Source organism: Lentzea roselyniae (assembly GCF_039537795.1).
GTDB classification, from domain to species: domain Bacteria; phylum Actinomycetota; class Actinomycetes; order Mycobacteriales; family Pseudonocardiaceae; genus Lentzea; species Lentzea atacamensis.
This window is the reverse complement of sequence record NZ_BAABBE010000025.1, coordinates 48,538-67,911: the sequence shown is the minus strand read 5'-3', so window position 1 is coordinate 67,911 and position 19,374 is coordinate 48,538. Positions and strand designations below refer to the sequence as shown.

Genomic DNA, 19,374 nt, shown 5'->3' with positions numbered 1-19,374 from the left:
GCCGTGATAGCGCGTTCCTACCCGTTCGGTCCGGTGGACGGGCTCGAGATCGACCCGATGTACGCCCGTCTGCGTGACGACGAGCCGCTCGCCCGCGTCAAGCTCCCGCACGGCGAAGAAGGCTGGCTGCTCACCAGATACGACGACGTCCGCTTGGCGCTCGGCGATCCGCGGTTCAGCCTCGCGCAGGCCGCCGTCCGTGACACGCCCCGGATGGGCCCGCAGCGGATTGGCGCGATCCTGACCGACCTCGACCCGCCGGACCACACCCGGTTGCGTCGTCTGCTGGCGCACGCGTTCACCGTGCGTCGGGTCGAACAGCTGCGGGCCGGTGCCGAACGAATCGCCGGCGAGCTGCTGGACGAGATGGAGAAGGCCGGCCCACCGGCCGATCTCGTGACGGCGTACGCGGTTCCGTTGCCGGGGCTGATGGTCTGCGACCTGCTCGGCGTGCCCTACACCGACCGCGACCACTTCCAGGACCTGGCCGCAGCGTTCATGTCGATCACGGCGATGACCGACGAGGAGAAGCTGTCACGGCTGGGCGAGCTCGCCGCCTACCTCTCCGGGCTCGCCGACCAGCGGCGCGAGCACCAGGAGGACGACCTCATCAGCGCGCTGGTGGTGGCGCAGGAGGAAGGCGACCGGCTCACCGCCGACGAGCTGGTGCAGCTCACGGTGCTGCTGCTCGGCGCCGGTTACGACTCCACCGCCGCCCACATCGCCAACTCGGTGTACACGCTGCTGCAGTTCCCCGGCCAGGCCGAGCTGCTCCGCTCGAACCCGGAGCTGATGCCCGCCGCCGTGGAGGAGCTGCTGCGCTGGATCCCGGCGCAGGAGATCAGCGACATCCTGCCCCGGTACGCGCTGGAGGACGTGGAACTGAGCGGCGGCACCGTGCAGGCGGGCGAACCCGTGCTGCTCGCCAAGCATGCCGCCAACCGCGATCCGCGCCAGTACCCCGACCCCGACCGGTTCGACGTGACGCGCAACGCCAAAGGACACCTGACGTTCGGGCACGGGCCGCACCACTGCATCGGCGCGCAGCTCGCGCGGATGGACCTCCAGGTCGCGCTGACGGCGATCCTCGAACGGTTCCCGGCACTGCGGCTGGCCGGTGACGTGCCGTGGCGGACCGGCATGGCCATGCGAGGTCCGCTGGCCATGCCGGTCGCCTGGTGATCAGCCGTTGACGTTCTTGAGCTGGACGGCCTTGTACCTGCTGGTCGGCTCAAGGCCGTGCTTCAGCGGACGGTGGTCGGCGCGCGTTGCAGCATCTCACCCCTGCTGACCTGCTCGGACGGTGCTGTGGGAGCACCGACGAGTGCGAACGCCAGGAATGCGGCGCGCACCACTGAAATGGATTTCAGGTAGCACCGACTTCAGTGGTAACCCGTCCGTGAACGATCACCCACTGTTCGCCGGCAGGTCGCGCTGGTACCAAGTGCCCGGCTTGCCGCTGAGATCGGCAGGGGTGGCAGGACCGACCGGGACGAACCCGGCCTTGGTCAACACTTTCTGGGACGCGGCGTTGTCGTGGGAGACAGCGGCCCGCAGGGTGTGCAGGCCGTGCAGCGTTGTCGCCCTCCGGCACAGCTCCCGGACGGTCGCGGTCGCCACGCCGCGGCCGGCGACCCGCTCCGCGACCCGGTAGCCGAGTCCGGCGGTGCCGTCCTCCAGGTCGTACAGGTTGAACCTGCCGAGCACCGAGCCGTCCTCGGCGACGAGCACGTAGAAGGCGCAGATGCCGGCCTCCTGCTCGGCCAGCAAGGCGTTGTACCGCTCGGTGAACCGGTCGAAGAAGTCGTCGCCGCGGTCGGGGATCGAGGCGGCGAAGTAGGTGCGGTTCGCCAGTTCGAAGGCCAGGACCGCCGGGGCGTGGCCGGCGTGCAGCGTCTTCAGCTCGGGCATGGCTGGACTCTACAAAGATCGCGCGGTGGCACTAGGCCGAGCGGCTTTGCGGCGCCAGCACCTCGTTGATGGCGTCCAGCGAGATGCCCAGCGCACCGGCGAGGGCCGCGATGGTGAAGAACGACGGTGTCGGCGCGCGGCCGGTTTCGATCTTGCGGACGGTCTCGGCCGACAACCCGGCGCGGGCCGCGATCTCGACCATGCTCTCCTCGCCGCGCGCGTTCCGCAGCAACTGACCGAGCCGCCTGCCGCGCTCCCGTTCCAGCGACGTCAGGGGAATGCGCACCATGACGCGGATTCTACGCGAATCAGGCAAGTCAAGAGCCCCGCAAAACTCCGTTGCGAGGCCCGCGGATCACGACATAGGTTCGTCGTACACAAGAGAGGAGGTGGTCCAAAGTTGTATAGCTACAGGACTCGTGAGGTGGCTGTCCGCTAGGACCAGCCCTTCGGTGACGCCTAGTCGTAAACCAAGGCAGCCACCCGGCCCCCGGACTTCGAGCGCTGGTCCCGCTCGGCCCGCTAGCGCGGGAGTCGTCCGGGGGTTGTCCCGTTCTGGAGGGACTTCTTCAGGGCCTTGAGATCGGCCACGAAGGCCTCGTAGGCCTCGGTCCAGTTCTCGGCACGCAGCACGGCCGACGGGTGCACCGTCACCCCGATCCGCAGCCCGTCCTGCTCCAGCACCTCGCCGCGGTGCTCGGTGAGCTTGAAGGACGATCCCAGCAACGCCTTCGCCGCGACAGCACCCAGGCACACGATCAGTTCCGGCTGCACGACCCTGATCTCCTCGCGCAGCCACGGGAAGCACGCCACCACCTCGGACCGGCGGGGCTGCTGGTGGATCCTGCGCTTGCCGCGCTCGGTGAACTTGAAGTGCTTCACCGCGTTGGTGAGGTAGGCCTCGTCCCGCGCGATCTTCACGGCGGCCAGCGCCTTGTCCAGCAACCGTCCCGCCGGGCCCACGAACACGTGGCCCTCGACGTCCTCCTTGTCGCCGGGCTGCTCGCCCACCATCATCAGCCGCGCCGGCACCGGCCCCTCGCCGAAGACGGTCTGCTTCGCGTCCTTGTAGAGCTCGCAGCCGCGGCACTCGCAGGACGCAGAACGCAGCGCCGCCCAGTCCTTCCCCTCGGGGACGAACTGAGCGGCGCTGATGGCGTTACTTGTCCGAGCGGAAAGCATCCTTGACCTTCTCGCCGGCCTGCTTGATGTCGGCCTTCGCGCGCTCGGCGCGGCCCTCAGCCTGCCACTGCTCGTTGTCCGTGGCGTCGCCGACGGCCTCCTTGGCGCGGCCCTTCATCTCTTCAGCCTTGTTGCTGAACTTGTCGTCGGCACCCATGGATCAGGCTCCTTCGCTACGTGGTCAGCTACGTCGATTGGTTACCCGGCGAGCACCGTCCGAAACAGTTGATAAGGTGATCACTCGCGGTTGAGAACCCAGCCGCAAGCCGGTGAGACGGCTTGCTCTGGGTGTGTCCCGCTTCTTCGAGCGCTCCGAGCCCGTCGTCCCATCGGCATGCCGCTGTGACCATGACGACGTGAAAGGAGCCGGCGGTGTCGTCCGCGAGAATCACCGCCCTCGAGGCCGAGGTGGCAGGGCTGCGCAAAGCTCTGGCGTCCCGGACCGTCATCGGGCAGGCCACGGGCCTGATCGCCGCACTCAAGCCGTGCACACCCCAGCAGGCTTTCCAGCTGCTGGTGCACGTATCGCAACACCACAACATCAAGCTGCACGTCGCCGCCGACCGGCTGGTGGCGGCGTTCGTGCACGCCCACCTCGGCAGGCCGGTCAATCCGGCCGACCAGGTGTTGTGGGATCACGTCAACGCGACGACCGCGAACGACTCCGGCGAAAGCGACGACGGGCTGGCCGAAGAGGTCAGCAGCACGTCCCCCTGAGGCAGCGGGACGGGCGTCGTGCCGAGGTTCACCACCACGCGGGTCGTACCGCGGTGCAGCACGAAGCACAGTCCGTCCTGCTCCACCACGAACCTGTCCAGCCGCGGATCGGCGAGCTCAGGGCGGGACCGGCGCAACGCGATCAGCGCCTTGTACGTCTCCAGCACCTTCCCGTGATCGCCAGTGGTGGCTTCGTCCCATTTGAGGCGCGAGTTCTCCACCGTCCTCGGTGACATCGGGTCCGGTACGTCCGACTCGCCCCAGCCGTGCCGCGCGAACTCCCGGCGCCTGCCCGTCCTGACCGCCTCGGCCAGCTGCGGGTCCGGAAAGGACGCGAAGAACTGCCACGGCGTCGAAGCCGCCCACTCCTCCCCCATGAAGATCATGGGCGTGTACGGCGAGCAGAGCACGATCGCCGCCGCGCACAGCAGCTTCCCGGTGGACACGCTCGCCGGCAACCGGTCGCCGGTCGCCCGGTTGCCGATCTGGTCGTGGTTCTGCGTGTAGGCGAGGAACCGGTGGCCGGGGATCAGCGCGGTGTCGACCGGCTTGCCGTGGTGCTTCTCGCGGAACGACGACCAGGTGCCCGCGTGGAAGAACACCTTCTCCAGCGTGTTCTTCAACGCTCCCGGCGCCGCGAAGTCCTCGTAGTAGCCGAACGTCTCGCCGGTCAGCGCCACGTGCAGGCAGTGGTGCAGGTCGTCGGACCACTGCGCGTGCAGGCCGTAACCACCGCCTTCGCGCGCGGTGACCAGCTTGGCGTCGTTGAGGTCGGACTCGGCGATCAGCGTCAGCGGGCGGCCAACCGACGCCGAGAGCGCGTCCACCTCGACCGCCAGCTCTTCGAGCACGTGGACCGCACGCTGGTCCGCCAGCGCGTGCACGGCGTCGAGCCTGAGGCCGTCGACGTGGAAGTCCCCGAGCCACTGCAGGGCGTTGTCGATCACGTACCGGCGGACCTCGTCGGAACCTGGCCCGTCCAGGTTCAGCCCCGGGCCCCAGTCGTTGCGACCGGCGAAGTACGGGCCGAACCGGTCGAGGTACGCGCCGGACGGCCCGAGGTGGTTGTAGACCACGTCGAGCAGCACGGCGAGCCCCTTGCCGTGGCAGGCGTCGACGAACCGCTTGAACCCGTCCGGGCCGCCGTAGGGTTCGTGGACCGCGCCCCACAGCACGCCGTCGTACCCCCAGCCCTCGGCGCCGTCGAAGCTGTTGACCGGCATGACCTCGACGAACGTGATGCCCAGGTCCACCAGGTGGTCGAGCTTCCCGATGGCCGCGTCGAACGTGCCTTCCGGCGTGAACGTGCCGATGTGCAGCTCGTAGATCACGCCACCCGGCAACGCACGGCCGGTCCACGCGCTGTCGGTCCACTCGAAGTCGTGGTGATACACGCGGGACGCCTTGTGCACGCCGTTGGGCTGCCACAGCGACCGCGGATCCGGGTACGCCTTGCCCTCGATGACGAACGCGTAGTCCGTCCCCTCGGCCTCAGAGTGCCACCAGTCGCCGTCACGCTTCATCTCGTGGTCGAAGCCGTCGACGCGCACGTGCACGGACTCGGGGATCGGCGCCCAGACAGAGAAGCTCACCGCGCCAAGGCTAATGCCTTTCGCCGTGCGGCGCCGATGACGCCAAGAGGGGGTGGCAGCCGCGGCTGCCACCCCCTCCCGGGCAGGGGTGATCAGGTCACCAGAGCGTGCCGCCCGCGGGGATCTCGGCACCGACGGCGAAGAAGTCGTGCCACTTCACCGAGGTACCCACGAACGAGGAACCGTTCGACAGGGCCGCGTAGACGTCGGCCGCGTCACCGCGGGTGAACGTCGAGATGTCGTCCCGGCCGTCACCGTTGAAGTCACCGGTGCCGGGGATCTCGCTGCCGACCGCGAAGAAGTCGTGCCACTTGATCGACGTGCCCACGAACGACGACCCGTTCGACAGCGCCACGTACACGTCCGCCGCAGGGCCACGGGTGAACGTCGCGATGTCGTCCCGGCCGTCACCGTTGAAGTCACCCACAGCGGGGAACTCCGCACCGACCGCGAAGAAGTCGTGCCACTTGATCGAGGTACCGACGAACGAGGAACCGTTCGACAGCGCCACGTACACATCGGCCGCACCACCACGGGTGAACGTCGCGATGTCATCCCGGTTGTCCCCGTTGAAGTCACCGACCAGCGGAACCTCGTTGCCCACGGCGAAGAAGTCGTGCCACTTCACCGAAGTGCCCACGAACGAAGAACCGTTCGACAGCGCGACATACACGTCCGCCGCGGGGCCACGGGTGAACGTCGCGATGTCGTCGCGGTTGTCCCCGTTGAAGTCGCCCACCAAGGGCGTCTCGCTGCCGACCGCGAAGAAGTCGTGCCACTTGATCGACGTGCCCACGAACGAAGAACCGTTCGACAGCGCCACGTACACGTCGGCCGCACCACCACGGGTGAACGTCGCGATGTCATCCCGGTTGTCCCCGTTGAAGTCACCGATCAACGGGAACTCGTCGCCCACGGCGAAGAAGTCGTGCCACTTCACCGAAGTGCCCACGAACGAAGAACCGTTCGACAGGGCCACGTACACGTCGGCGGCGCCGCCGCGGGTGAAGGTCGCGATGTCGTCACGGCCGTCGCCGTTGAAGTCGCCGCTCTTGCTGGCGAACCCGTCCGCGAACGAGCCGGGGACGTTCTGGCGCACCCAGTCGTTCATCGACTGCTCGCCGATCCGGCTGTAGATGCCCGGCTTGTTCGGCCGGGCGCAGCCGGTACCCCACGACACGATGCCGACCTGGCGCCAGCCTCGCGCGGTGCCGGTCAGCAGCGGACCGCCCGAGTCGCCCTGGCAGCTGTCGAGGCCACCGGCCAGCGGGCCCGCGCCGAGCATCGAGGCCGGCTTGAACGCGCTGCCGTAGGCCGCGGCGCTCGACATCGTCGCGTCCGGCTGCACCGGAACGTCGACCTCACGCAGGTCGTTGCTCCCGGCGCCGCCCTCGGACGTGGCGCCCCAGCCCATCGTGCGGACCGTGACGTTCGGCATCCACAGGTTGCGCTCCGCCGACGAGGCGATCGGCAGCGTCGCCTTCGACGACGGGGAGCTGAGCCGCATCAGCGCGACGTCGAACCCGCTGCCGCTGGCACTGGTGTACTGCGGCTGGATGCGGAGTTCGGCGACGCTGCGGACGTCACCGCCCGAACCGCCGGAAATCCGGGTCTGGCCGATCAGCGTGCTGAAGTTCGACGCGGACAGGCCCTGGACGCAGTGCGCGGCCGTCAGCACCCAGGACGGGTCGATCAGCGTGCCGCCGCACCAGTGGCTGAACACGCCCGGCCGGGAGATGGACACCATCCACGGGTAGGCGTTCGTCGGTGACGGGTTGCCGCCGACGATCCTGGTGCTCGGCGGATCGGTGTCGTCCCCGTGAGCCTGGGCCGCCATCCCCGCGGTCGCCATGCTCATGGCGGCCAGTACCGCCAGGGATCTCTTGATGAGTCTCACTTTTCGCGATTCCCCCTCGCATTGTTGAGCTGTTCACCGCGGCCGACAGTGCCGACTGGCCCCCTCCTCCGTCACCGTTCTCGACCAACTTCGACCACTGAGCGGTTCAGCCGAGTGACAGTGCGCTACGGCCTCAGTACGTTGAAGCCCTCCTGGGGGGAACGGGAGAAAGTGCGTGGCCAGAGGGGGAAGAAGCGGCCCGGTGGGAGATCCTCCCGGACCGCAGGGGGCGCAGTCGTTCGAAGATCTCGCCGGTCGGCTGCGCGCGTTGCGGTCGTGGGCGGGTGTGAGCTACCACGAGGTCCATCGCCGGGTGGTGAGTTTCCGACGGGCCAGGGGGATCGCCGAACTTCCTTCCTACAACACGGTTTTCCGGTGTTTCCAGGCCGGGCGGACTCGCATGGACGCCGAACTGGTGGTGCACATCGCCCGTGTGCTGCTCGGTGAGGAGGACGCCACGGCCGCCGAATGGCGGCTCGCGCACCAGGTGATCACCGGTGTGGCGACCGAGGCCGAGATCGTCCGCGTCAACAGCTCGCTGCCGGACGACATCGCCGAGTTCACCGGCCGTGCGGACGAGCTGGACATGATCCTGGCAGGTCCGGGCGTTGTCGTGATCGAGGGCATGGCGGGTGTGGGCAAGACGGTGCTCGCCACTCGTGCCGCACACTTGTTGCTGCGCCAAGGAAACTATTCGGACCTGCAGCTCTCGGTGAACCTGCGCGGGTACGACCGCGAGCGGCCACCCGCCGATCCCGCCGCCGTCCTGGACGGGTTCCTGCGGCATCTCGGCCTGTCCGGCGACCGCATCCACGCCATGAGCCTCGCTGCCCGCGGTGCGGCGTTCCGCAAGCTGCTGGTCGGACGAAAAGCGTTGGTGCTGCTGGACAACGCGATGAGCGAGGACCAGGTGCGGCCGCTGCTGCCGGAGAGCCCCGACGCGCTGGTGCTGGTCACCAGCCGCCGCACGCTGCCGGAGCTGCCCGGTGCGCGACGGCTGCCGTTGACCGTGTTCGGCCAGAACGAGGTGCTGGACCTGTTGCGCCGCAGTGCGGGCGCGGACCTCATCGCCGCCGACCTGGACACGGCGACCAGGATCGGCGAGCTGGTCGGCCGGTTGCCGCTGGCGGTCGGGCTGGTCGCGGGCATCATCGCGGACCGTCCGCATTGGACACTGGCGGACCACCTGCTCCGGCTGACCGAGCGGCACGACCACCGGCACCTCGACAGCGGCGTGGAACTGGCACTCGACCTCTCCTACCGCGCCCTGCCCGCCGGGCACCAGCGCACGTTCCGGCTCACCGCACTGCATCCCGGTCCCGACTTCGGCGCCGACGCCGCCGCCGCGCTGGCCGGCGTCGACCCGGACCTCGCGCAACGCCACCTCGACGACCTGCTGGCGGACCACCTCCTGCAGCTCAAGGCGCCATCACGGTACGAGCTGCACGACCTGGTGCGCGTCTTCGCGGACGCCCGCGTGGTCGACGAGGAACCCAAGTCCGCGCAACGAGAAGCACTGACCCGGCTCTTCGACCACTACCTGCAGACCGCGGCGGCCGCGCGCAACACCCTCAACCCGGCCGAACGGCACGAGTGCGCCCCCGTCGCTTCCGTCGCCGACGCCAGGGCGTGGCTGGAGACGGAGCACACGAATCTCATGGCGATCGCCGACCACACGGCCCGCCACGGCTGGCACCGCCACACGGCACGGCTGATGACGATCTTGGCGAAGCATCTCGACATGACCGGACGGCACCACGACGCCATCACCCTCTACCAGCACGTGCTGAACACCGGTGACCTCGCCGACCAGGGCGCCGCACTGCACAACCTCGGCCGGGTCCACTGGCGGCTGGGCGATCACGACAGCTCGCTCGACCACTTCGCGCGGGCGCTGGAGATCCACCGCGCCACCGGAAACCGGGCAGGCGAGGCCGCCGCGTTCAACAACATGGGCAACGTCCACCAGCGGCTCGGCCACTACGCCCTGGCGCTGCAGCTCTACCTGCGAGCGCTGGTGCTGCGCCGCGAGCTGGGCGACCGGGTCGGCGAGGGTGCGACGGTCGGCAACGTCGGCATCATCTACCACCGCATGGGCCGCTACCAGGAGGCGTTCCTCCACTACCGGCAGGCACTGGTGATCCGCCGCGAGGTCGGCGACCGGGAAGGCGAAGGCGCGGTGCTCGCCAACATCGCCGAGACCCACCAGTGCCTGCAGCAGTGGAGACCCGCCCGCGACCACTACGAACAGGCGCTCGCGATCTTCGACGAGCTGGACGACAGGTCCAACCGCTCGTACGCGCTGGCCTACCTGGCCCAGGTCCTGATGAGGCTGGGCTTCACGAAGCTCGCGCTCGACCACCACGACGAGGCTCTCGCGCTCGCCAGGGAGGTCGGCGAGCTCAGCGTCGAGACCGAGGCCCTCAACCGGTACGGCGAAACCCTGACCGCGCTCGGCCGCCCCGCCTCCGCGCGCCCGTTCCACGAGCGGGCGCTCGAGCTGGCCTCGCAGACCGGAATCCGGTTCGAGCGGGCCCGCGCCCTCGACGGTCTCGCCGCCGCCTTGTCCCGTGCGGGCCGCCACGAAGAGGCGCTGCGCCACCGCGCCGAGGCGGTGGCGCTCTTCGCCGACCTGAACCTGCCCGTGCCCTCGGCTAGCCGCGAGTCAGCAAGGCCACTGGATACCGGTCGAGCAGCGACGCCAGGCTCTCCGGCGCCGGCCGCCCGGTGAGCACGTCCGTCCACCGTCCATCCGGGAGTGGCAACACCGTGTCCTGCCACCCCGTGCGAGCCAGGGTCACCGGCAACCGGGTCGCCACCGCGATCACGCCGGATCGTTCGAACGCCAGCACGTGCTCCGCGGCCGGGCCCTCGGCGCGCAACGGCCGATAGCCGTGCAGACCGCGAGCGCGGACCTGCAGGGCCTTTCTCACGACGAGGAGCTTCGCCGCGCCCGAGTCGTCGACCTCCGGCAGCCAGCCGTCGTCGATGCGGTCCAGCAGCTCCCGGCGCACCACGTAGTCGACAGGCCGGCGGTTGTCCGGGTCGACCAGCGAGAAATCCCACAGCTCGGTGCCCTGGTAGACGTCGGGCACACCCGGCGCGATGAGCTGGACCAGCTTCTGCCCCAGCGAGTTCGACCAGCCCGGCGCCTTGATCCGCTCGGCGAACGCAGCGACCTCCGGCTCGTTCAGCACCTTCGAGGGCCACGCGGCCACCTCGGCGTCGAACTCGGCGTTCCGGTCGACCCACGACGTTTTGATCTTGGCTTCGCGGGACGCCTTCTCCAGGTACTGGCCCAGGCGTTCCGCGGTGATCGGGAAGGCGCCGACGAGCGACTGCCACGCCAGGCGGTTCAGCGTCGGTTCGGAGAGGCCGTGCTTCGCGGACATCTCCGACTCGAACGCCAGGTACTCCTCCGGCATCTCGGCCAGCACCGCGAGCCGCGCCCGCACGTCCTCCGACCGCTTGGTGTCGTGCGTCGACAGCGCGGTCATGGCGTCCGGGGTCTGCGCCTCACGGGCTGCCGCGCGCTGGTGGAACTCCTCCACCGGCAGACCGAACCGGTCCGGTGCGCCGCCGACCTCGTTGAGCGCCACGAAGTTCGTGTACCGGTAGAACGCCGTGTCCTCGGTGCCCTTCGCGACGACCATGCCGGACGTCTGCTGGATCCTGGTCGCCAGCTCGCCGTGCGGATCGGCGCGGACCTGCTCGTCGAGCGCGCGCACCGCCGGTGATTTGCTCAGCCGTACCGCGGTTTCCCAGTACCGCGAGCCTTCCGGCAGGTACGACCGGTACACCGGGAAGTTGACCATCACCTCGGCGACCGCCGCGCACGCGTCCTCGAACGGCACACCCTGCACGAGCCGCGCGATCCGGCGCACCTCCGCGACCAGGATCGAGTCCGCGACCTGCTGCCGGGACGCGTGCTCGACCTCGTGGAAGTCACCCGCGAACGCGTCCGTGGGCGCGATGAACACACCGCAGACCTCGCGCAACGCGTCGTAGCCCGTGGTGCCGTCGACCGGCCAGCTCTGCGGCAGCGGCTCGTCCGGCCCGAGGATCTTCTCCACGACCAGCCAGCCGTCGAAGTGCTCGCGCAGCCGCCGGAAGTACCCGCCGGGGTCGGCGAGCCCGTCCGGGTGGTCGACGCGCAACCCCGTGACGCCCCACGACAGCACCTCGCGGTGGGTCGCGTCGAACACCTCGGGATCCTCGACCCGCACCGCCGCGAGCTCGGTGATGTCGAAGAACCGCCGGTAGTTGAGCTCGGTGTTGCCGCGCCGCCAGTCGACCTTCAGGTGGTGCTCGTGGACCTCGTCGTCCGAGGCTTCCGCGAGCACCGGCAGCAGGACCTTGCCGGACGACCAGTCGATGTCGAAGTACCGCGCGTACTTCGACGCCTGACCGTGCGCGAGCACGTCGTCCCACCACGGGTTCGGCACGACCATGTGGTTCGGCACGATGTCGACGACGAGCCCGAGGCCGAGCTCCGACAGCCGTTCCTGCATCGCCTTGCGCCCGTCCTCGCCACCCAGCTCCGGCCGCGCACGGGTCGGGTCCACGACGTCGTAGCCGTGCGTGGAACCCTCGCGCGCGTCGAGCATCGGCGACGCGTACAACGCGCCGACACCGAGTCGCGCCAGGTAGTCCGCGATGCCGGTGGCGTCGGCGAAGGTGAAGGACGGGGTGAACTGGACGCGGTACGTGGAGGAGGGCGCGCCCATCAGCCCACCCTCTGCAGCACGACGAGCGACCGCGCGGTGAGGGTCAGCTGCCCGCCCGCGACGACGGGCTTCTCCCCGTTGCCGATGTGGCCGGTGGTCGTGTCGACCACCACCCTCCACTCAGGACCGTACTCGGCATCGGGCAACGTGACCTCGATGTCCTCGTGGTGCGCGTTGAAGGCCATCAGGAACGAGTCGTCGACCACCCGCATGCCGCGCGCGTCGAGGTCGGGAATGCCCTCACCGTTGAGGAAGATGACGATGCACCGGCCGAAGTCGTCCTCCCAGTTCTGCTCGGTCATCTCCTCGCCGGACGGGGTGAACCACGCGATGTCGCGCAGCTCCTCCCCCTTGCGGATCGGCCGGCCCGCGAAGAACCGCTTGCGCCGGAAGACCGGGTGCGCCTTGCGGAACGCCGCCAGCGCCGAGGTGAACTCGACCAGCTCGGCGTTGGTCTCCAGCAGCGACCAGTCGACCCACGACACCTCGTTGTCCTGGCAGTACGCGTTGTTGTTCCCGTGCTGCGTGCGCCCGAACTCGTCGCCGTGCAGGATCATCGGCACACCCTGCGACAACAACATGGTCGCCATCAGGTTGCGCCGCTGCCGTGCCCTCAGCTCCAGGACTTCCTCGTCGTCCGTCGGCCCCTCGACACCGCAGTTCCACGACCGGTTGTGGCTCTCGCCGTCCTGGTTGTCCTCGCCGTTGGCCTCGTTGTGCTTCTCGTTGTACGACACCAGGTCGTTGAGCGTGAACCCGTCGTGCGCCGTCACGAAGTTGATCGACGCGTACGGCCTGCGCCCGTCGTCCTGGTAGAGGTCGCTGCTGCCGGTGATCCGCGAGGCGAACTCGCCCAGCGTCGCGGGCTCGCCCCGCCAGAAGTCGCGCACAGTGTCCCGGAACTTGCCGTTCCACTCCGTCCATAGTGGAGGGAAGTTGCCGACCTGGTAGCCACCGGGCCCGACGTCCCACGGCTCCGCGATCAGCTTGACCTGCGACACCACCGGGTCCTGCTGCACGACTTCGAAGAAGGTGGCCAGCCGGTCGACGTCGTAGAACTCGCGGGCCAGCGTCGCCGCGAGGTCGAACCGGAACCCGTCGACGTGCATCTCGGTGACCCAGTACCGCAGCGAGTCCATGATGAGCTGCAACGTGTGCGGCGTGCGCACGTTGAGCGAGTTACCGGTGCCCGTGTAGTCCATGTAGAACTGCGGATCGTCCTCGACCAGCCGGTAGTACGCCTCGTTGTCGATACCGCGCATCGACAACGTGGGCCCGAGGTGGTTGCCCTCGGCGGTGTGGTTGTAGACGACGTCGAGGATGACCTCGATCCCTGCCTGGTGCAGGGCCCGCACCATGCCCTTGAACTCCTGCACCTGGTTCAGCGGCAACGCCGAGTAACCGTCGTGCGGCGCGAAGAAGCCGATCGTGTTGTAGCCCCAGTAGTTGCTGAGCCGCCGCTCGGCCAGCGTGTGATCGCTGATGAACTGGTGCACCGGCATCAGCTCGACCGCCGTCACGCCGAGCTTCGCGAGGTGGTCGATCATCACCGGGTGCGCGAGCCCGGCGTACGTGCCCCGCAGCCGGGGCGGGATCTCGGGGTGGTCGATGGTGAGGCCGCGAACGTGCGCCTCGTAGATGACGCTCTCGTTGTACGGCGTCTTGGGCAGCCGGTCGTTCGTCCAGTCGAAGAACGGGTTCACGACCACGCTCTTCGGGACGTGCGGCGCCGAGTCGGTGTCGTTGCGCTCGTCCGGCGCCCCGAACTTGTACCCGTACAGCGCCTCGTCCCACGCCAGGCCGTTGGAGATGGCCTTGGCGTACGGGTCGATCAGCAGCTTGTTGGGGTTGCACCGGAGCCCTCGCGCGGGGTCGTGCGGGCCGTGCACGCGGTACCCGTACCGCTGCCCAGGCCCGACGCCGAGCAGGTAGCCGTGGTGGACGAAGCCGTCCACCTCCGGCAGCCTCACGCGTGTCTCGGTGCCGTCGTCGTCGAACAGGCAGAGTTCGACGTACTCCGCGACCTCGGAGAACAGGGCGAAATTGGTGCCCACGCCGTCGTATCCAGCGCCTAGCGGGTAGGGCCTTCCAGGCCAGGGTCGCACGATGCTCCTCACAGACTGTCAGCTACCTGACGGACGGGACGGGGACCCTATCCGCCTACTGTCTCGCGCCGATCCCAATCGGCGGTCCTCGTCTGACACGGTCGCCCGGTGCGAGGTGAACGCTTCACGGCTACCAGCCCGCGGGGCGCAGGTCTTACAGTCAGCTCCACGTCCGTTCGAGCCGGATGGCTCCAGGTCTCCGGCTACCCCGGTACCTGCCGTGCTGCTCGCCGCGAGTGCGGCGAGGTTGCGGGCGGCGTTGAGATCGCGATCGATCTCCAACCCGCACCACTCGCAGTGGAACACCCGGATGTGCAACGGCAGCTTGGTTTTCACCACGCCACAATCCGAGCATGTCTTCGACGACGGAAACCAGCGGTCGGCCACGACCAGACGACTACCCCGCCACCGCGTCTTGTACGCCAGTTGTCGTCGGACCTCCGCGAACCCGGCATCAGCGATCGACCGCGCCAACCGGCGGTTGCGCAACATCCCGGCCACGTTCAGATCCTCGACCACGATCGTGCCGAACTCGGTCGCCAACGCCGCCGTCAGCTTCTGCAGTCCATCACGCCGCATATTCGCAACGCGGCAATGGAGGCGGTTGCGGCGCTGGTTCGCTCGTTCCCACCGCTTCGACGGCCTCGCACCAGTACGCCTGTCCGGCCCGCATCTTCGCGACACCTTGCGCGAGATGCGACGCAGCGCTGTCGACTCACGAACGAAGTGCTTCGGGTTGAGCACGAACCCGGCTGCGTCAGTCACACCGTGGAGCGGCCGGGACAGCACTGCAGGGTGCGCGACGCCCAGATCCACACCGACCACCGCATCCGGCTGGGCAGGTGGCGGGTCATTGCGCTGAACCTCGCAGGTGAATGCACAGAACCAGCGACCACCCTCGAAGCAGACCGTCGCCGACGTGACACGGGCTGTGCCAGCCTCGATCCGCCGGGCGAGCTTGCGGGTCGACTCGTACGTCCGGATTCGGCCCAGCTTGGGGAGTGTCACGTGGCGACGGTCAGGCTCGACACGGATACCTCCGGTGGTGAACCGGCGCGCACGGCGCCTCGACTTGAACCTCGGAAACTGGACGGTCGGACCTGTTCGCTTGCCTGTACGAGAGTCAGTCCAGTTCTTCAACGCCGGTGCAAGCCTGTAAAGGCCTCCGCTGTACGCCTCCTTCGAGCACTCCGTCCACCAGGGTGCAACCTCGTGCTTCGCTCGGTTCCAGATCCACAGCAACGAATAGTGCGACCACTGCAGCGCTGGAGTGAGATCCTCGGGTGCGATGCCATGGCTCTTCTCGGCCTCGCGCTGGTCCATGACCGCCTTGACCAGCGCCAGGCCCCAGTTGAATGCGAACCGCGCAGCACCGCAGTGCGCGGACAGAGCCCGCGCCTGTGCCGGGGTCGGGTCCAATGCGAACCGGTAGGCCTGGTGGACGATCACACTCCGAACCCTACGAGCAGGCACCGACAATTCCCGGCCCGCTACAGGAAGGTTCTCACGAGAGTGGGAGCGGCTTAAGTCGAACGTGTGATCGTCACCAATCAGCTGCTACCGCGTGCAGTCACACCCTTTCGTGTGCCAGCACGAGCTGCCCACGTGCGGCCGTGAGCAACGTGCGGGCTTCCTGGATCTCGCAGTACTTCAGGTGCTCACAGGCAGCCTCCGCGCAAGCCAGCGCGTTCTGCAGGGCGATGTTGCCGTCCACGGGACCCGCGTCCCGCAGCGCGTCACGCAGTGACTCCTCCGCGCGCCGTGCCCCGACCACCGGGTCGCCGAGCGCTTGTGGTCTCACCGCGGCGAGAACCTGCTCGACGGCCAGTTCAAGCACGCCGGTTGGTGTCCGCGTGCTCACGGCTGAGCTCATCTGGTACGCCACCTCCAAAACAGGGTTCGTGGTCCGCCGTCGGGTGACGGCCTCAGAGTACTCCGCAGGTCCATGACCTGCCGTTACGCAAAAGTTTCATCTTCCACGACTGCGCAGCGGACGGGTGATGTCCCGGACGCGCGGAAAGAAATCCTCCAGGGCGACCGGCAGGGGGATTCTCCAGTTCGGGTGCTCGTCGATCGTGCCCGGCACGTTGGGCTGCCGGGTTTCCCGCAGAGCGTCCTGAGGTGAAGTCAGGACCAACGCGCAGGGTGCCTGCGCGAGCAACTCGTGGGCGCCGGCGACCCGGTCGGAGGCGTCGATGCCCTCCTGGCGCATCAGCGCGTCGAAGTCGGGGCCGTCGGGCCCCGCGAAGAACGTCGCGGCGGTCGGGAGGTCGTGCGTGGAGATGCTGGCCATCGCCTTCGGGTTCCACTGCGACGGCGGGACCAGCGGATGCCCCTCCGCGTAGTAGTCGCGCTGGAAGTACAGAACGGCGCTGGTCAGCATGCCGTTCTCCGCCAACGTCTTCGTGACGACCGGCTCGACGGTGCCGAGGTCCTCGCCCACGACGACCGCACCCGCGCGGTAGGCCTCCAGCGCCAGCACGCCGAGCATCGCGTCGGCGTCGTAGTGGACGTAGGTGCCGCGTGACGGCGGCTCGCCCGGCGGGATCCACCACAGCCGCCACAGGCCGGCGACGTGGTCGATGCGGATGCCGTCGGCGTGCTTCAGCACGCTGCGCAGCACCTGGCGGAACGGGAGGTAGCCGGTCTCGGCGAGCTTGTCCGGGCGCCACGGCGGCAGGCCCCAGTTCTGGCCGTCCGCGCTGAACGCGTCGGGCGGGGCGCCGACCGCGACGTCGATGGCGAACGCCTCGGGGTCCGCGAACGTGTCCGCGCCGCCGGGATCGACCCCCACCGGGAGGTCGTGGATGACACCGACGGCCATGCCGGCCTCGTGCGCGGCGAGCCGGACGTCCTGGAGCTGGCGGGTGCAGAGGTGCTGGAGCCAGGCGTAGAACGCGACGCGCTCGGCCGGGGCGCCGGCACGATCGGCCGGCCACTCGCGCCAGTCCTTGCCGTGGATCTCGGCGAGCGCGCAGTACGTGGCGAAGGCTTCGAGGTCGGCGTCCATCTCGATCTCGCCGCCGGGGAACAGCAGCTCCAGCGCCTGCTTCTTGGCGTCCCAGATCGCGTCGTAGTCGATCAGGTCCTGGTTGGCGGGCCTGAGGTCGCGGATGAGCTGCCGGGTGCGCGGGCAGGCCTGCAGGAACTCCGCGGTGTCGGTGACGCGCAGGTACAGCGGGTTGACGAAGCGGCGGCTGGTCGGCGAGTACGGCGAGCGTTCGACCGGGTGGGTCGGCGCGGGTGCCTGCACGGGGTTGACGAGCACCACGCCCGCGTCGAGCTCCAGCGAGGACCTGCGCGCCATCGTGGCGAGGTCGGCGAAGTCGCCCATCCCCCACGAGTCCTTCGACCGCGCCGCGTAGAGCTGCAGCATCCAGCCCCAGGTGTGCGGCACGTCCGGCAACGTCCTCGGCGCGACGGCCAGCGTGATCGTCTGGGACGCGGTGACGACGCGGTGCCAGCCCAGCGGCAGGCTGTCCGGCAGGTGCCGCTCGACGTCGAAGACCGTGCCGTCCTCCAGCTCGACGGTCGCCGGGCCGCGCAGGTCGTACGTCTCGTACTCGCGGATCACGATCGTCGGCGGAAGCGTTTCGACGGCCCGGCGCTGCTCGATCTTGGCGAGCTCACGCGCCACGGAGTCCTCAGTGGACGCATCGACGCCGAACTGGGCGAGGACCTTGATGACGACCGCGGTGTCGACGACGACCTCTTGCTGGTCCGCGTTCTCGTACCGAGTGGCAACGCCCCAGGCGTCCGCCAGCCGCGCCACCGACTCCTCCACAGGTACAAGCTATGTCACAGCTCGGTCGGCATTACCAGAGCAAATGGTCCCTGGTCACCCGAAGGGTGCAGACCTGTTGGGATGCACACTCTCGGATGCATTTGCTTAAACATCCGATGCTTCTGCCGGAATCGCCACGACCGCCTCTACCTCGACCAGAAAGTCGGGCCCGAACAACGCCGCGACCTGAACCAGTGTGCTCGCCGGGTTGTGCACTTCTCCCAGCGCGGGCCGCAGAATCTCGTCACGAACGTTACGAATGGTCTGAACCTCCGACGCATCAAGCACGTACCAGGTGAACTTGATGACATCCGACCAGTCGGCGCCGAGTTTTCTGATCACGTGATGAAGATTGCTCAGCGCCTGCCGGGTCTGGGCGCCCAGGTCGTCGACCCCGACCACGCAACCCTGCGCGTCGACCGCGACCTGGCCGGAGACGAACGCGAGCTTTCCGGTGACCGTCACGGCGTGGGCGTAGCCGGGGGTGTCCGGCAGGTCGGGCAGTTCGGTCAAGCGCTCTTCGACGGGCATGCGTTCACCGTACTCAGGCGGCCGGCCCGCTCGAGTTGCGCACCACGAGCCGCACCGGGTGCTCAGCAGGCTCGATCTCGCCGCCCCTGATCAACGTGAACAGATCGGCGACCGCGTGCTCCCCCTGCTCCTTGGCCGCACCCTCGACCGCGGTCAGCCCGACCACTCGGGTGAGCTCCTGCCCGTCCAGCGACACGATCGACACCTCGTCCGGCACCGCGCGCCCGTCCCGCTGCATGCGCAGGTAGATCCCCACCGCCGCGGCGCCGTTCGAGCTGATCACGGCGGTCGGCAGGCGCTCGCCGTCGAGCAGCACGTCGACCACCTGCTCGCCGCCGTCGACGGTCGGCGAGCACCAGACCGTCCACTCCGGACGGACTTCGAGCCCGGCCTCCAGCAGGATCTCGTCGTACGACTCGTCGACCCCGTCGGACAACACCAGCGCCACGTCGCGATGACCGAGGGCCTGCAGATGCGCGACAGCGGTCTGCAACGCGCGCCGCAGGTCGGCGTCGTCGACGGTGATGTACGGGACTTCCAGGCTGCCCAGCGCCGCCTGTTCGGCTTCTGTCATGGACATGGACAGAAGAAGCACTCCGTCCACGCGGCGCCCCAGCGGCAGCTCGTCGAAGAACTTCTCCCGGGCCTCCGCGGAACCGAGGACGTAGAGCAGCACGTCGTACCCGGCCTGCCGCAGCGCACCCTCCGCGCCCGCCAGCACGGGGCTGACCTCGGACGTCAGCACCGCGATCGCGTACCGGCGCCCACCGGCCAACGACGACGCGTCGCGCGCGATGGCGTACTTCATCCGTCGCGCGACCTCGCTCACGTGCTGCCTCGTCGCCTCGGACACGCCCGGTTCGCCCCGCAGGGCCCGCGATACGGTCGCAGCGGACACCCCTGCAGCCTTGGCCACATCGGACATGCT

16 protein-coding genes are annotated in these 19,374 nt (G+C 68.8%); 3 read left to right on the top strand and 13 right to left on the bottom strand.

Annotated elements, in window-relative coordinates:
• Positions 1 to 3 precede the first annotated feature (3 nt).
• Positions 4 to 1,182 carry a cytochrome P450 gene (locus ABFX45_RS34105; RefSeq protein WP_346134509.1) on the top strand — a complete coding sequence of 393 codons (1,179 nt, stop codon included), beginning with the start codon at positions 4 to 6 and terminating at the stop codon, positions 1,180 to 1,182.
• A 225-nt stretch (positions 1,183 to 1,407) separates the two neighbouring features.
• Here the strand turns inward: ABFX45_RS34105 and ABFX45_RS34100 are convergent, their stop codons facing one another.
• From ABFX45_RS34100 to ABFX45_RS34085, 4 genes are all read right to left on the bottom strand, one after another.
• On the bottom strand, positions 1,408 to 1,911 hold the full coding sequence (locus tag ABFX45_RS34100) for a GNAT family N-acetyltransferase (protein ID WP_346134507.1): 504 nt from the start codon (positions 1,909 to 1,911) through the stop codon (positions 1,408 to 1,410).
• Positions 1,912 to 1,942: 31 nt separating this feature from the next.
• Entirely contained in the window at positions 1,943 to 2,200 is a 258-nt protein-coding gene (locus ABFX45_RS34095; RefSeq protein ID WP_109635455.1) for a helix-turn-helix domain-containing protein, read from the bottom strand.
• Positions 2,201 to 2,433: 233 nt separating this feature from the next.
• Positions 2,434 to 3,093 carry a UdgX family uracil-DNA binding protein gene (locus ABFX45_RS34090; RefSeq protein ID WP_346134505.1) on the bottom strand — a complete coding sequence of 220 codons (660 nt, stop codon included), beginning with the start codon at positions 3,091 to 3,093 and terminating at the stop codon, positions 2,434 to 2,436.
• Positions 3,071 to 3,250 (bottom strand): CsbD family protein, encoded by a 180-nt coding sequence (locus ABFX45_RS34085; protein ID WP_030473283.1) that lies wholly within the window; start codon positions 3,248 to 3,250, stop codon positions 3,071 to 3,073. Before ABFX45_RS34085 ends, ABFX45_RS34090 begins: the two co-directional genes overlap by 23 nt.
• 215 nt (positions 3,251 to 3,465) lie before the next feature.
• Here ABFX45_RS34085 and ABFX45_RS34080 point away from each other — a divergent pair, with 215 nt between their 5' ends.
• Entirely contained in the window at positions 3,466 to 3,810 is a 345-nt protein-coding gene (locus ABFX45_RS34080) for an ANTAR domain-containing protein (protein ID WP_109635450.1), read from the top strand.
• Here the strand turns inward: ABFX45_RS34080 and treZ are convergent.
• A complete protein-coding gene (treZ, locus tag ABFX45_RS34075; RefSeq protein ID WP_109635448.1) occupies positions 3,729 to 5,402 on the bottom strand; it encodes a malto-oligosyltrehalose trehalohydrolase in 1,674 nt (557 codons plus the stop codon). The genes ABFX45_RS34080 and treZ overlap by 82 nt on opposite strands.
• Positions 5,403 to 5,499: 97 nt before the next feature.
• Entirely contained in the window at positions 5,500 to 7,299 is a 1,800-nt protein-coding gene (locus ABFX45_RS34070; protein ID WP_346134502.1) for a trypsin-like serine protease, read from the bottom strand.
• A 202-nt stretch (positions 7,300 to 7,501) separates the two neighbouring features.
• On the opposite strand from ABFX45_RS34070, the gene ABFX45_RS34065 reads away from it, so the two are divergent.
• Entirely contained in the window at positions 7,502 to 10,030 is a 2,529-nt protein-coding gene (locus tag ABFX45_RS34065) for a tetratricopeptide repeat protein (RefSeq protein ID WP_146231491.1), read from the top strand.
• On the opposite strand, the gene treY is transcribed toward ABFX45_RS34065, so the two are convergent.
• The 7 genes from treY to ABFX45_RS34030 form a co-directional block, all read right to left on the bottom strand.
• Positions 9,954 to 12,026 (bottom strand): malto-oligosyltrehalose synthase, encoded by a 2,073-nt coding sequence (treY, locus tag ABFX45_RS34060; RefSeq protein ID WP_346134500.1) that lies wholly within the window; start codon positions 12,024 to 12,026, stop codon positions 9,954 to 9,956. The genes ABFX45_RS34065 and treY overlap by 77 nt on opposite strands.
• Positions 12,026 to 14,131, bottom strand: coding sequence for a glycogen debranching protein GlgX (glgX, locus tag ABFX45_RS34055; protein WP_109636441.1), 2,106 nt, complete (start codon positions 14,129 to 14,131; stop codon positions 12,026 to 12,028). Before glgX ends, treY begins: the two co-directional genes overlap by 1 nt.
• Before the next feature lie 18 nt (positions 14,132 to 14,149).
• Positions 14,150 to 15,580 (bottom strand): IS607 family element RNA-guided endonuclease TnpB, encoded by a 1,431-nt coding sequence (tnpB, locus tag ABFX45_RS34050; protein ID WP_346134497.1) that lies wholly within the window; start codon positions 15,578 to 15,580, stop codon positions 14,150 to 14,152.
• A gap of 121 nt (positions 15,581 to 15,701) precedes the next feature.
• Positions 15,702 to 16,004, bottom strand: a complete 303-nt coding sequence (locus ABFX45_RS34045) for a hypothetical protein (protein WP_112226347.1) — start codon at positions 16,002 to 16,004, stop codon at positions 15,702 to 15,704.
• 96 nt (positions 16,005 to 16,100) lie between these two features.
• Complete coding sequence (locus tag ABFX45_RS34040; protein ID WP_346134494.1) at positions 16,101 to 17,915, bottom strand: 4-alpha-glucanotransferase; 1,815 nt, start codon at positions 17,913 to 17,915, stop codon at positions 16,101 to 16,103.
• A 105-nt stretch (positions 17,916 to 18,020) separates the two neighbouring features.
• Complete coding sequence (locus tag ABFX45_RS34035) at positions 18,021 to 18,446, bottom strand: RidA family protein (RefSeq protein WP_346134492.1); 426 nt, start codon at positions 18,444 to 18,446, stop codon at positions 18,021 to 18,023.
• 13 nt (positions 18,447 to 18,459) lie between these two features.
• Entirely contained in the window at positions 18,460 to 19,371 is a 912-nt protein-coding gene (locus ABFX45_RS34030; protein WP_109636440.1) for a LacI family DNA-binding transcriptional regulator, read from the bottom strand.
• Positions 19,372 to 19,374 lie beyond the last annotated feature (3 nt).

What these genes read in the sequence shown, in the direction of transcription:
- ABFX45_RS34030 (WP_109636440.1), bottom strand. Translation starts at nt 19,371, where the DNA reads ATGTCCGATGTGGCCAAGGCTGCAGGGGTGTCCGCTGCGACCGTATCG.
- ABFX45_RS34035 (WP_346134492.1), bottom strand. Translation starts at nt 18,446, where the DNA reads ATGCCCGTCGAAGAGCGCTTGACCGAACTGCCCGACCTGCCGGACACC.
- ABFX45_RS34085 (WP_030473283.1), bottom strand. Translation starts at nt 3,250, where the DNA reads ATGGGTGCCGACGACAAGTTCAGCAACAAGGCTGAAGAGATGAAGGGC.
- treY (WP_346134500.1), bottom strand. Translation starts at nt 12,026, where the DNA reads ATGGGCGCGCCCTCCTCCACGTACCGCGTCCAGTTCACCCCGTCCTTC.
- ABFX45_RS34100 (WP_346134507.1), bottom strand. Translation starts at nt 1,911, where the DNA reads ATGCCCGAGCTGAAGACGCTGCACGCCGGCCACGCCCCGGCGGTCCTG.
- ABFX45_RS34095 (WP_109635455.1), bottom strand. Translation starts at nt 2,200, where the DNA reads ATGGTGCGCATTCCCCTGACGTCGCTGGAACGGGAGCGCGGCAGGCGG.
- ABFX45_RS34045 (WP_112226347.1), bottom strand. Translation starts at nt 16,004, where the DNA reads ATGAGCTCAGCCGTGAGCACGCGGACACCAACCGGCGTGCTTGAACTG.
- ABFX45_RS34090 (WP_346134505.1), bottom strand. Translation starts at nt 3,093, where the DNA reads ATGCTTTCCGCTCGGACAAGTAACGCCATCAGCGCCGCTCAGTTCGTC.